Source organism: Chryseobacterium sp. 2987 (assembly GCF_031456375.1).
In the GTDB taxonomy this organism is placed as follows: Bacteria; Bacteroidota; Bacteroidia; order Flavobacteriales; family Weeksellaceae; genus Chryseobacterium; species Chryseobacterium vaccae.
In genome coordinates, this window is record NZ_JAVDUN010000001.1 from 529,039 (window position 1) to 543,484 (window position 14,446).

Annotated in this window: 7 protein-coding genes; 5 read left to right on the plus strand and 2 right to left on the minus strand. The window is 38.7% G+C overall.

Going from position 1 to position 14,446, the window contains the following annotated elements; genetic code table 11:
* Positions 1–316: 316 nt before the first annotated feature.
* Positions 317–712, minus strand: coding sequence for a helix-turn-helix domain-containing protein (locus J2Y40_RS02400; protein WP_153394010.1), 396 nt, complete (start codon positions 710–712; stop codon positions 317–319).
* A gap of 180 nt (positions 713–892) precedes the next feature.
* Here J2Y40_RS02400 and J2Y40_RS02405 point away from each other — a divergent pair, with 180 nt between their 5' ends.
* A complete protein-coding gene (locus J2Y40_RS02405; protein WP_153394008.1) occupies positions 893–1,954 on the plus strand; it encodes an NADH:flavin oxidoreductase in 1,062 nt (353 codons plus the stop codon).
* A 591-nt stretch (positions 1,955–2,545) separates the two neighbouring features.
* Here J2Y40_RS02405 and J2Y40_RS02410 read toward each other — a convergent pair.
* Positions 2,546–3,730 (minus strand): C1 family peptidase, encoded by a 1,185-nt coding sequence (locus J2Y40_RS02410; RefSeq protein WP_309996536.1) that lies wholly within the window; start codon positions 3,728–3,730, stop codon positions 2,546–2,548.
* 297 nt (positions 3,731–4,027) lie between these two features.
* Between J2Y40_RS02410 and J2Y40_RS02415 the strand changes: the two genes are divergently transcribed.
* The 4 genes from J2Y40_RS02415 (at position 4,028) to J2Y40_RS02430 (ending at position 14,228) form a co-directional block, all read left to right on the plus strand.
* Complete coding sequence (locus J2Y40_RS02415; protein WP_309996538.1) at positions 4,028–4,546, plus strand: RNA polymerase sigma factor; 519 nt, start codon at positions 4,028–4,030, stop codon at positions 4,544–4,546.
* An 11-nt stretch (positions 4,547–4,557) separates the two neighbouring features.
* A complete protein-coding gene (locus J2Y40_RS02420) occupies positions 4,558–6,819 on the plus strand; it encodes a TonB-dependent receptor plug domain-containing protein (protein WP_309996541.1) in 2,262 nt (753 codons plus the stop codon).
* Between the two features lie 67 nt (positions 6,820–6,886).
* The gene (locus J2Y40_RS02425) at positions 6,887–9,652 is read left to right on the plus strand and encodes a hypothetical protein (protein ID WP_309996544.1); all 2,766 of its coding nucleotides are present in this window, start codon (positions 6,887–6,889) and stop codon (positions 9,650–9,652) included.
* Positions 9,567–14,228 carry a TonB-dependent receptor plug domain-containing protein gene (locus J2Y40_RS02430; protein ID WP_309996552.1) on the plus strand — a complete coding sequence of 1,554 codons (4,662 nt, stop codon included), beginning with the start codon at positions 9,567–9,569 and terminating at the stop codon, positions 14,226–14,228. The genes J2Y40_RS02425 and J2Y40_RS02430 overlap by 86 nt, the downstream gene beginning before the upstream one ends.
* Positions 14,229–14,446 lie beyond the last annotated feature (218 nt).

Genomic DNA, 14,446 nt, shown 5'->3' on the forward strand with positions numbered 1-14,446 from the left:
AATTCAAAATCCTTTAGTTTTCCAACTTCTCAATCTTTGAAATATCTCTCGCAGATTTTTTGTAGGCTAAGATTGTAATAGCCGAAGGACAACCAAAGCCTCATAGAATCAACGGAGTTGATTCTATCCTTTGCATCCTGAAATCATCAGTATCAATCATCAACTTTACATTTAATTCTTTTCTCCTATTTTACATAAACAGTAAATTAATTTGTGCATTGGTAGCAAAAATATTTCCCACTGATCGCACACATTTTCAAGGATGGTAAAAATTATTTTGGCAGCTCAATATCAAGGAATAAATAATTAAATCTGCTCAATCTGCAGCATCTGCGAGGCTAATCTTTTTTTCTTCTTTACTCAATACACTGCAATGCTCAGACTGCATTTCTTTATTCTGATATTGTGCTTCCCATTCCTCCAGTTTATATAAAATAGGCAGTAAAGCCAATCCTTTTTCTGTAAGGGAATATTCCACTCTTGGAGGCAGCTCTTTAAATTCTTCACGGATGATCAATCCATCGGCTTCCATTTCTCTAAGCTGGTCGGTCAGTACCTTTCTTGAAATCACATTAATCCGTACAGCCAGCTCCCCGAAACGCAGTTTGCGGTCCTTGATCACAAGAACAATAATGGGTTTCCATTTGCTTCCTAAAGCAGACATTGCCTTGCCAAGAGGGCAACTGTATTGCATCAATTCATTCTTTTTCATGGGAAAGATATTTATTTCTTGAACATCATATGGAATCGGAATTTCATATGTTACTTCAATGTTACTATTGTAGGTTACCGCGAAGTTACCACTATTTTTTTAATGAAAGATACAAAAACAAACTATTATTAGTTACTTTGTGTAACAATTTAAAAATGCACTAGCAAAAAATATTACAAAATGAGTACAGAATCACTGTTTACACCATTTAGCTATAAAAATTTAGAGCTTAAAAACAGAATCGTTATGGCTCCAATGACGAGAGCCCAGTCTGATAATGGAGTACCAACTCTTAAAATTGCAGAATATTATGCAAGAAGAGCGGCTTCAGAAGTAGGATTGATCCTTTCGGAAGGTACAGTCATTAACAGACCAGCTTCCAAAAACCTTCAGAATATCCCGGATTTTTACGGAAATGAAGCATTAGCGGGCTGGAAAAACGTTATCAATGCTGTTCATCAGAATGGGGGCAAAATGGGGCCTCAGATCTGGCATGTAGGAGATACCAGAATGGCAGAGGATTATCCGCTGGTTCCAATGGAAAAGGCATCTACCATGACCATTGAGGATATTCAGGATACCATTGCCCAGTTTGCCGCTTCTGCCAAATCAGCAAAAGACCTTGGATTCGACTGTCTGGAAATCCACGGAGCTCATGGGTATCTTATTGATCAGTTCTTTTGGGAAGTAACCAATACCAGAACTGATGAATACGGAGGAAAAACGATTAAAGAAAGAAGCCGTTTTGCTGTAGAAGTTGTAAAAGCAATCAGAGCGGCAGTAGGAGAGGATTTTACCATTATTTTACGTCTTTCCCAATGGAAACAGCAGGATTATAAAAGCAGGCTTGCCGAAACTCCAAATGAAATGGAAGACTGGCTTTTACCGTTAAAAGAGGCCGGAGTAGATATTTTCCATTGTTCACAACGCCGTTTCTGGGAACCGGAATTTGAAGGTTCTGATCTGAATTTTGCAGGCTGGGCCAAAAAGATCACCGGGCAGCCAACAATCACAGTAGGTTCCGTTGGATTAAAAGGAGATTTCCTTAATGCATTTGCAGGACAGGGAACCGAAAAAACAGATCTTACCGAACTGACACGCAGACTTGAGAAAGAAGAATTTGATCTGGTAGCAGTAGGACGTGCTATTCTTCAGGATTATCAATGGGTTAAGAAAATCAAAACCGGAAATATGGAAGAACTGCTGGACTTTTCGGCAGAAAGTATGGGGAATCTGTTTTAATGTGAATATTGAATAGTGAATTTGCTTCGCAGTCAATTGTTTGGGGGGTAAAGATTCACTTTACGGAACAAAAATTAACGGTCACCATTAGCATTTACCCGTCATAAAAATTTCAATACACTTTATTTTATATTTAATTTTTCACCTATTTATTAAAAACTGCGGCTTTCAGAAATTTCTGAAAGCCGCAGTTGATTTTTTTATCTGCATCCATTCATTGCCGGTTCACGAGCCCATCAATATGGTTTATTGAATGGATAAACTTTATCCTTAGAAGAACACTTAAGTTTAAAGAAACTGCTTTATCTGCGTTATCATCGAGCATAAAAATCTGTCGCGGATCTGCACATGTTTGCCTTGTAATTAAAATGTTATAGGTTTCCAAAATCTATAACGTTTAGAGTCAGCTAGATAAAAAGATCTTTGTAATCAGTGCAATCTGTGGGAAACCTTTATCTCCAAACCAAAAAAGTTTCAAAAGAAGAAAACTTCATTACTCATCATTAATAAAAAAATCCGCTCCAGATGACGGAGCGGACTACTAACAGATTTAAATATCTAAAACTGCCGTAACGGCAATAGTGATTGTGTTTATAAACCAATATTTTTGGTTGGTTTCAATTGTTTAAGAATGTTTTTTGGAATTGCATTCTTGTGAATCAGGATCGCGGTAGATTTATACTCAACGTAAGGTTTTGTTACGTAAAGATACCCCTCAAAATCATTGGTTACACCCCATGAGTTTTTAACCATATAATATTCTTTCCCGGTCTGGTCCTTAGCCAATCCTACAATATGCATGCCGTGGTCATCTGTTGTAGAAAGATTATTTAAAGCTTTCTGACGCATATCTTCAGTAATGGTTTTATCTTTTTTAGGTTCTGTAAACAGAGACTGCTTATTCTCCGCGTTGATTTGGTCCAGATCCATGTCCGGAACATAAGCTACTCCGTTTTTATAAGAGAAATAAGGCTCGGAAACATCAGTAGCCCAACCTACAGAATATCCTTTGCTTACAGCATTGTCAATGATTGCTGTAAGATCTTTCATCGGAACATTCCAGTCAGAATCGTGGCTCCAGTTATCAGGAATCGGAACTACAAATTTCTGGTAGTATGGATAATCTTTGTAAGAAGAAATTTCTACATAATCTTCAGGATTGATGCCTACAACTTCTTTAGCGAAAGTCTTCGGTGTATAATTTTTCCCTTCGTAAGTAAAATTAGCAGGAACTTTTCCAAGGTATTCATCAAGGATAGCATCTACAGAATCCATCCAGTTATCCGTAAGCTTTCCTTTTGAACCTGCCTGCACAAGGCTGTCAAGAACAGGTTTAAGTTTTTCCTGCATTTCCTTAAAATTATTAAGGGTTTGTCCGGCTTTTAGTCCGGTATATACATCCTGAGGTACAGCTCCGTATTTTTTGTACATATTGATTACGTCGTGAAGTTCACCTCCGTCACCCCAGCTGATGGCTCCGCTGTTCAGTACATATAATTTAGCTTTGTCGTGGTATGAATTTCTGGCAGTAAAAATTTCAGCAAGATCTACAGGTTTTTTACCCATTCTCTGCATTTCAGATTCAAGGAAAGAATTTCCCGAATAACTCCAGCATGTTCCGGAAGAACCTTGGTTTTTTACTGAAGTAGCTCCTACGTCTTTTAACGTGGTAAACTGAAAATTAGCATTTTGAGAGTGATTGTTTTTTAGTTTGTTGATCAAATCATCTTGGGCAAACATCATACTTCCTGCAGACAAAACAAAAAGTAATGACATAAATTTGTTATTTTTCATTACTATAAAAAGATTATTTATATGAATAGTCGTTCATAGTAAAGATTTGTTACAAAGGGAAAAGTTAAATTTGAAACTGAAAATTTTTCATAAATAGGGAGGTATTATAAGACAAAGAAACGATTTTCAAGACCAGATAATGAGAGGTTTTCTTTGCATATCAGACTTTTACGTCTTCTTTGTTTATTGATGAATTTCCTTTATTTATTTTAGAAAAAAGTTAATATGTTTCCAACCTATCCGAAAGTTAATGCATCTATATCAGTATAAAGCCATACTATGGAAAGAGAATTACTAATAGAATGCCAGCGTAACAGCCGCAGTGCACAGCGGAAAGTTTACGAGACCATGGCGGGCCGGCTGTATTCAGTCTGCAGACGCTACCTGAAAAATGATGAAGATATTGAAGAAGTATTGGCAGATACCTTCTACAAAATATTCACGAAGATTACCCAGCTCCAGAACCTGGATACCTTTGAAGCATGGGCCAGAAAAATTGCAGTGAATGAATGTCTTCAGAAATTAAGAGCAGGGAAGACGCAATTCGTTTCTTTAGAAGAGGGCTTTATAGAAACATCCGGTGCACCATCAGAAAGTATTTCTTTTGAAAAGGATATCCTCAGCCTGTTGAGCTTTCTTCCCGAAGGCTGCCGGGCCATATTCAATCTTTTTGCGATTGAAGGGTATCCGCATAAAGAAATTGCAGCCATGCTTTCCATAAGCGAGGGAACTTCCAAGTCCCAGCTCAATTTTGCCAGGAAAAAACTACAGGAACTTTTGGTTAGTCAAAACATTTAAACTTTACAACAATGGAAAATAATCACGATATAGATAAAAGATTCAATGATGCTTCAAAGCTTTCAGAAGAACCTGCCGGATTTCCTGGTTTTGAAAAAGTTTGGGCAAAAGTTGAAGAAAAACTGGATAAAAAAGAAAACAAAAAGAAAATCATTCCGGCATGGTTCCCTTATGGAATTGCAGCCAGCCTGATCCTTAGTCTGGGAGTCTTTTATTTTCTGAATAAAAAAGATACGGTTCTTCCCTCACAGCCTGTGATTGCAAAAAGTACAAAAGAAAAGCCTTCTGGAACTCATATTCAGAAGATAGACAGTACGGTAAAGGCTAATATTCAGAAAGAAATAAAAGAAATTGAACCTCCTGTTTTAGCATATAAGCCGATAGTAGTACCGGAACCGTTTATTCCTCCTGTTTCCTGCCATCTGCCGGAACCTCCAAAAATATATGAAGAAAATAGGGTTGCCCGGATTGAAAGTGATACGCTGAAAGAAAGGAGTATAGATGAGGTAGTCATGATAGGGTATGGAATGAAAAAAACAGCCTCAGTCGCTTCATCAAGCACTTTAATCGCCTCATCAGATGTGAGTGTTTCTTCTGCCTTAAGCGGAAGAGTAGCAGGGGTGTCAGTTTCTTCACCGGGAGAGAAAGGATCTGAAATCAGAATAAGAGGAGCCAGCAGCCTTGGAGCTGTGAAATCTCCGCTCTACGTCATAGACGGAAAAATCATAGATGCGAAAGCGGGGATATTGAATGTTTTAGACTCTAAAAATATCAAAGAACTAAAAGTACTGAAAGGTTTTGAAGCAACCTCTTTATACGGAAGCAAAGCCAGTGAAGGAGTGGTGGTCGTTACAACCGTGAAAGGCCTGTCCGAATCTGAACTTAAAAAAATTAAAGAAATTCCATCCAAGAAAGAAGAAGATCCTGAGCCGGAAAAAGAACTTCCGAAAGCAGGACAGCTGACAGCAGGAGAACTCAATGATTTTTCCAAATGGGAGTACTGGAAAGATATTGCCGTTCCCACCCTTAACGAATATAAAAATAGCTGGAAATTCTTCCCGGACAGAAGAGTGTCTGTTCAGCTGGTGAATAAAAATAAAAAACCAGTGATCGGGGAAAAAGTAAAGCTTTTGAATGATAGAAAAGAAGTGATCTGGGAAGCGGTTTCTGACAACTTAGGAAACGCAGAGCTGTGGATCAATCCCATGACTGAAGGCGGAGATTTTTCAGGAAAATATTCTCTGACTGACGGCTCAGGACAAACCATCAGTACCAATATAAGGGAATTTAAGAACGGGCAGAATCTTATTGTATTGGACAAACCCTGTATGATCAAAAGAAACTTAGATATTGCTTTTGTAGTAGATGCTACCGGATCTATGGGGGATGAAATCTCTTACCTGCAGTCTGAGCTTCTGGATGTGCTTAAAAAAGTAGAAGGAAACCTTAAGAATACAGACGTACGGTATGGTTCTGTTTTTTACAGGGATAAAGGTGATGAATATGTAACCCGTAAATTCGATTTTTCTGAGAATGCAGAAGATCTGATCAGTTTTATAAAGAAACAAAAGGCAAGCGGAGGCGGAGATACCCCGGAAGCCGTAGTAGAAGCATTGCAGGTTTCTATAGATGAATTAAGATGGAGCAGCGGAAATTCAGCGAAAATAATGTTTCTGATCCTGGATGCACCGCCACACAGGTCTGATGAAAATATTGCCGTTCTTTATGAAAAAATAAAAGCGGCTGCCCAAAAAGGAATTACCATTATTCCTCTTGCAGCAAGTGATACAGACAAGCAGACCGAGTATCTGATGAGAACCTTCGCCCTGATGACCAACGGAACGTATACTTTCCTTACCAACGACAGCGGAATAGGAAATCATCACATAAAACCGACGATTGATTCCTATGAAGTGGAAAAACTGAACGCCCTGCTGCTAAGGCTGATTCTGCAAAGAGCAACCCTTCCGGAATGCCAGAACGGAATTACCAATCAGAACCTGAATAAAAAACTGGAAACAGAAGCCAATAACCAGGAGGATTCTAAAGTCACCATCTTCCCGAATCCTACCAAAGGGCTCATCAATATCAAATCCAGAAATGCCGTAGATGAACTGTTTGTCTATGACCTGACTGGCAAGATCATCATGAGAAAAGAGAAGCTGGAAGGAGGTAAAAACACAATCGACATCACGGCATATCCTCAGAGCATTTATCTGATAAGAATGAGGTTCAATGACCGTTGGGAAACCTTTAAAGTGATTAAAAATTAATGACAAAAAAAGAGAAATTTCTTCGGAGATTTCTTTTTTTTCTTTACTTTTAAACAGATAACCATGTATGAAGAAAATTTATCTGACACTCCTGCCATTGGCGGCTAATTTCTTGTTTTCACAAAACACCTATTATTCAGGAACATTTTTAGACCTGAAAGATAAACCAAGGAATTTTTTAAAGATTCATAATAAAAATAATGGGATTTATGAACTTACCGATGAAAGAGGTTTTGCCATTATTGAAGCTAAAGAGAATGATACTCTGACCTGGAACAATGGCAAAAGTAGATTCATAGTAGGTAGAACTCAGGAGCTCAAAAAGATTTTAGAAGATCATATTGGGAGAGAAAGTGTGAACAACATCAGAAGCGGTGCTTATGACAGTCTCGTTACCAAAGAATTTAAAGATGAGTTCAGTCTGGAGAATTCGAAAACATTCACCCACGGAGATTACAATTCAGGATATTCTTCTCCCAAGGTAAGAAGGATAAGTAAAACAGGCGAAAACTCTTACAAAATAAAAAGTCAGCCGGAAAAATATCTTGTCTTTAACGGGAGCTTTACCACATCCTTTGATATTAAAAATAGAAATTCAATTCCCGAGACCCAAAACCGTTATGTACAGGGGCGTTCAGAAAGTGGACAGCTGATATGGAGAGGTCCTGAAACAGGGGAAATGTTCAGCTTTGGTCCTGATATTTCTTCGTTGGGATATGATCATCAGCCTTATCCGTATGATGTGAGTGGCAGACTGATTCCTTTAACCAATGGAATGCCTCCGGCAAAAGCCTATCGTAATGATATCTTCAAAACAGTTGTTGGGTATAATAACCAGCTTAAATTGAGTACCGCTCTGAAAAGAGGATATTACGAAAAATTACGTTTGTCCGTCGATCTGGGTCAGCAGAAAGATATGATGTATTTTGCTGATCAGTATAATATTTCTAACTCGTTCAAAACCAAACTGAATGCAGATATTCTTAAATTTTCCCTGAATTTTGGTTTCAATTATGACGATAATAAAGCGGTGAATTCAAACCGGATCGGACTTTATAATAGGGTTTATCAAAATTCACTGCTGACTCCGGTTTCTTTTTCTAATGCTCAGAACAGTATGCTCCCGGACGACACCCAAAGAAGCTACAGCCAGTCGGCAGACAATCCTTATTTTTTGTTGAATCAGAACAACAAATACAATTACAGAGACCAGAGAAGACAGTTCAGCTTTGATTTGTCAAGAAACTGGAATAAATGGAAACTGAATATCAGTCAGACTTATGAAAATGATGCTTTCAGAAATACAGATCTTTATAAACCTTCCACGTATGGCTTTGTAAACGGCACCTATAACAGCAGGGAACAGAAAAACAGACTTTATTATTCCAACGTTCAGGGTTCTTATTCTCTGGGAGATTACAATCATAAAAGCGTATTAAGTTTTAATTTTATTCTGAATAACAGGGAAACCGATGTATATAACAGTCTTACTCAGACAAAATATGCCTATCAGAGAACTTCACAGGATTATATTCTGAATTATAAATTTGATTATGAAGGCTATCGGGGGTTCAGAGCAGGATTTAATGCGGGAAATGCTTTTTACGTATCAAATACTTCAACTCAAAATAACTACTGGCTTCCAAAGCTAAGTGCTTACCTGCTTTTTGATGAGATCTTTGATTGGTACGATACAAGCTTCAAAATTCTGGGAAACTATACCCAGCTGAGTTCAGAACCGGAAATTACAAGATCCTATGCCTCTTATACCACCACAAGGCTGAATGCTCAGGATGCCTATCAGTATTTTCCGGTGCTTGAAGCAGAAACGTTCCGTAATCTTTCCAATATCAACAGCAGAGAAGGAAAAGTAGGGGTTGTTTACACGGCAGGCCGTCACCTGAATATTGATGCCGAATATTTTAACAGAAAAATAACTGATGATGTTTTCCCTGTTTTTGAAAACAACAGACTGCAGCTTAAAAATGTAGCAGACCATACCTACAGCGGCTTTGAAGTCAATGCCGAATACAATAACCTATATCTGGGAACCGATTTTACGACGACTAATAAGGCCTCTTTCTTTAAGTATAAAGATGTTGTAAACAGCGTAAATCCAGGGTATAACGGATTAGCTGTTTCAGGATTCAGAGATATTTACAAGACATTGTCAGAAGGAGAGGTTCTGGGTGCGGTAAAGGGAAGTTATTTTGAAAGAAATGCTGCAGGAGAGCTGATTATTGACGAATTCGGGTATCCCAAAAAAGCAGATGGCCTGAAAATTATTGCCGATCCCACTCCCGATTTTATTATGAAATTCAGCCATACACTGAACTATAAGATGTTGACACTGGATATTAACTGGGAATGGAAAAAAGGTGGTCAGATCTGGAACGGAACGCAGGCGGTACTTGATTATTACGGACGTTCCCAAAGTTCTGGTGAAGACAGAAATATCAAAAATTATGTCTTCCAGGGAGTGAATGCAGGAGGAAATACCAATCAGATCCCGGTGGATTTCTATGATTCCGGGCAGAATGTTTCAGAGAACCGGTGGATGAGGTACGGTTATCTGGGAGTAGCGGAAGACTATGTTCAGAAAGCAGATTACATCAGGATCAGTAACATCTCGCTGACCGGAAAGTTCAATGTCGGGCGGTTTAAAAGAGGACTTGGTATAACATTTTATGTGAATAATATTCTGCTTTGGCAGGCGAATAAGGGGGCAGATCCTAACCAGAATTTTTATGATCTGGATAACGGAAGAGGCCTTGATTTCTTCAATCTCCCTTCCTACAAGACTTTCGGATGTATGGTTTCATTTCAATTTTAAAAGTATGAATTTCAGATTTACAGCATATATTGTACTGCTCTTCACTTTGTTTTCAATGGATTTGAAAGCGCAGAAGCAGTTTAAAGATTTCGAAAAAGAAAAAACGTATATACAGACCAGCCATGTTTTTTACAAACCCGGTGAGACAATGTATTTTAAAATCTACACGGTACAGGCAGAAAATAATCTTCCCGCAGACCAGAGCCGTGTGGTGAATTTTGAACTGATTGATCCGTCCGGAAGCGTTATTTCAAAAAATAAATATGAAACTACCAACGGCTGGTCAGAAGGTTCTTTTCATTTCAGTGAGGATATGAAGGGGGGAATTTACAAAATCAGGGCATTTACAGGCTGGATGCAGAATGAAGAGGGAAAAAATGCCTTTGAAAAAGAGATTACCCTTCAAAAAGTGGTTTCACCAAGAATTCTGATGAAGCTTGATTTCCCTAAAAAAGGATATGGAGCAGGAGATGAGGTAACTGCCGATTTTTCAATACGAAGCCTTGCCAACCTGCCAATCCCTTTCTATGAAGCATATTACACCGTGATGCATAACGGAGAAAATGTGACAGAAGGCAGCCTGATAACAGATAAAGAAGGAAAAAAACAGCTTAAATTTAATCTTCCCAAAGTTTTAACATCATCAGATGCACTTCTGAATATCAAAGTGGTTTTTGATGGATTTACAGAATCCATTTCAAGAAATATTCCGATAGTTCTCAATAAATTGGATGTGAAATTCATGCCGGAAGGAGGAACTTTTATCAATGGAACAGAGCAGAATATAGCATTCAAAATTATAGATGAATTTGAAAAACCTGTTGATGCCGTGCTGGAAATCTATAACCAAAATCACCAGAAAGTAGCTGAAGCTTCAGCATACAACTTCGGAATGGGAAGCTTCGTTTTAACCCCTGAAAAAGGACAGACGTATTATGCAAAAGTGGCCCGGCCTGAGAATATTTCACAAACTTTTCCGCTTCCGACAGCTCAGGATACTGGTATTGTTTTTAACCTCCGGAAAGATCATCAGAAGATCTATTTCACCATTACTTCCACAGATAGCAGAAATGTTGTGGTGAAAGGCAGTTTCCGTGAAAAAGAGATCTACAGCCAGTCGCTTTCTCTGCAAAAAGGCCAGAACCGTTTTGAAATTCCGGAAAATGAACTTCCGGCAGGAATCAGCAGATTTACGGTATTTGACGGAGAAAAACCCCTTGCAGAACGGATTGTTTTCACCAATGAAGACCGGCAGATGAACGTTAAGATAAAACCGGTAAAGAAGCATTATCTTCCAAGAGAAAAAGTAGTTCTGGATATTGAAACCACAGACCACAGTGGAAAACCAATTCCTGCCAATCTTGCGATGAGCGTCGTGGATGATAAACTATGGACTTATGCAGATGACAAGCAGAATCATATTCTTTCATGGCTCCTCATGGATTCTGAACTGAAAGGGAAAATAGAAAAGCCCCAGTTTTATTTCGATAAAAAAGAAGAAAAAGCAAAGAAAAGTCTTGATCTGGTTATGCTTACCAACGGATATCGGTATTTTGAGCTGGTTCCGGAAGTGATTAAAAATCAGAAATACAAATACCTTCCCGAAAAAAAGAATCCTATTTACGGAGTTGTAGAAGATGAAAAAGGAAACCCTGTGAAAGCAGACATCTATCTGGTGGAAGGAAACAGAGTGCTGAAACAGGAAACTTCAAACGAAGGAACTTTTTATTTTTCCGATCTCAAACAATCGTATGACTACAAGCTGATTGCCAAATCTTTTCAGCCGAAACAGGAGGTTAAAATCAGGATTCTGTCTTACAGATTGGCTGTCAATCCTTTGGCAAAAAAATCTCTGAATAACGTAAATGTGGAAGAGGTGGTAAAAGAAGCACTGAAAGAGGCAGGAACTATAAAACTGAAGGCAGAACCACAACCGATACAAACGAACATTGAAGCTTCAAGAACAGATTCCAGAGATCAGAGGGAAAGACCTTATAGGTCAAGAGGCAGAGGCACTAAGAGTGATACCATCAGAAGCTCCCATATTGAAGAAGTGGTAGTGGTTTCATATGGTATGGTGAGAAAAAAGGATCTTACAGCAGCTGTAACGACTGTCAAAGCAGAAGAATTGCAAAATCCGGATTTAGCTTCTCTTGTGAGTGGTAAAGTGGCCGGAATAACAGTAAATTCTTCAAACGGGCAGCCCGGAAGTATGATCAACCTGCGGATCAGAGGAACGACTTCAATCTCAAATAAAACCCCTCTGTTTATTGTAGACGGAGTGCCGGTGGAGAATTTTAAAACAGTTATTAATCCTAATGACATCAGCAATATAACCATTCTGAAGGATGCTGTGGCAACCTCTGTGTACGGAAGCAGGGCTGTGAATGGGGTGGTGATTATCAATTCTTTAAGCAATAAAAGATCTGGGCTTAATGTTGATATTACCCCGAAAACGTACTATGCCGTAATGGCTGTTCCGAGGGACAGCCTTTTGTCTTATTCGTACAGCAGAAATTTTTCTTATCCTGTCTACAAAAATACCAATACCTCTTATCGTTTTGATTATCGGGAAACCCTGTACTGGAATCCGGTAGTGGAAACCGATAAGAACGGAAAAGCCAAAGTTGAATTTTATAATTCTGATGCCAATTCCACATTCAGGATCATGACAGAAGGAATTTCCGGAACCGGACAAATTGGAAGGGATGAAATCACCTACGCCGTACAAAGTCTGATCGCCATTGATGCGAAAATTCCACAGTACCTGACAAGAACAGACCAGATGACCATTCCTGTTGTTATCAAAAACAATTCGTCAGAAACCCGGAAAATGAAGCTGGACGTTATTGTACCGAACCGGGTTAAATTAATAGAATTCGACAGTATTATTACTTTAAAACCACTGGAATCCGGAAGAATGCTGGTCAGAATGCAGACGGATGAGGTCATCAGTTCCAATATACAATTTGCCGTACAGTCTGGAGATTTCAGGGAAACAGCAATTTTTCCGTTGAATGTGGGAGAAAAAGGATTTCCGCATCATTATGCCCTGATCAGCAATAAGGCCGAGAACATACAGCCGGTTATTCCGGATTATATCAACGGAAGTTTTTCTTCTTCCTATATGATATTTGATAATACAGCCCTTCAGCTGTTTGAAGATCTTGAAAGACTGAAACGGGAACCTCACGGATGTTTTGAGCAACTTTCATCAACCGTATATCCTAATATTTTTATTCTTGATTATCTCAGGGCAATTAAAAGGATAACACCAGAAACAGAAGCTTTAGTGATAAGAAATATGAGGAAAGGCTTTCAGAAAATGCTTGCCTATAAAGGAAAAGACGGCGGTTTCGGATATTTCAGTTCTTCGGAATCTGATGTTGCGGTATCTGCGTTTGCCCTGCTGGAATTTAAAGACCTGAAAAAATACGTTCCTATTGACCAGAGAATCATACAGAACCTGACCTCCTTTATTTTATCTAAGAAAAATCAGAACGGAGTTTTCGAAGTGAGAAAAAGCTATGAAATACAACGTCCTTTTAATGAGCATGCATGGTCCAGGAATCTATATGTAATCTATGCACTTTCTAAATCAGGGATAAAGGAAGGATTAGATCAGGCTTATAAAACAGCGTTGGATAAAGCAAAATCGACCAGAGATTCGTACCAGCTGGCTTTAATGACTAATGCTGCGGCCCATTTCAATAAAGACAGCGATTACCAGGAACTGATAACCCTTCTGAATAAACAGTATGAAAATGATAAGCTGAAAACAGAAACAACTTTTACCGGTTCGGGAGGCTTTTCCGCCAAAGCAGAAACTTTATCGCTGTACATCATGGCACTGCAGAAAGATGAAAAACTGAACCAGCTGAAAATTGCAGAAGCTGTTGATAAGCTCATTAATTACAGCGGATATTACGGTTTCGGGTCTACACAGGCTACGGCACTGGCTCTGGAAGCTTTATCTGATTTCTTTGCAAAAAATGAAAAATTATACGGTATACAGAGACCGGTTATTACCATCAACGGGGTAAAAACAAAACCGGATCTGAGCCTCGCTTCGGCCTACAAAACCGGACAGAATGAAATTAAAGTAGATTATGACGCTTCAGTTCAGAAAGGACTGCCTTACAAGCTGGAATATGAATATTACACACTTCAGGCTCCTGAAAGCAAAGATATTCCGGTAACACTGGAAACCAGATTAAAACAGGGAATTTCAAAAGTAGGAGAGACCAGCAGAATGACGGTAAGCGTTAAAAATAAAATCAACGGACCTCTGCCGATGGTAACTGCAAAAATTGGTATTCCCGCGGGACTGACACTACAAAATGCTCTGCTGAAAGATCTTATCGATAAAAAGCAGATCTCTTATTATGAGATTTTCGATAATTATCTGGTTTTGTATTGGGAACATTTTGATGCCGGAGAAACCAAAGTAATCAACCTTGATCTGAAAGTGGAATTCGCAGGGGAGTACACCGGAAAATCCAGCAATGTCTATATGTATTACATGCCGGAGTCCAAATTCTGGAATCAGGGGGTAACAGCAAAAATTGAATATTAAAATCAAATGAAAGAATAATATGAATCCCGGTCGACATGATCCGGGATTTTTTGTGTCCCACAGATGACACAGATTTTTAGATTGAATGTTGTTGGAAAAACGCTAAGCTTTTTTATGCTGGATGTTTATAGGAGGCAAGGGCGTTAGCACTTAGCAAAGGCTTTATTTTTTATTCTCTCGCAAATTTTGCAGATTAGGCAGATCTTTATTTCAACATA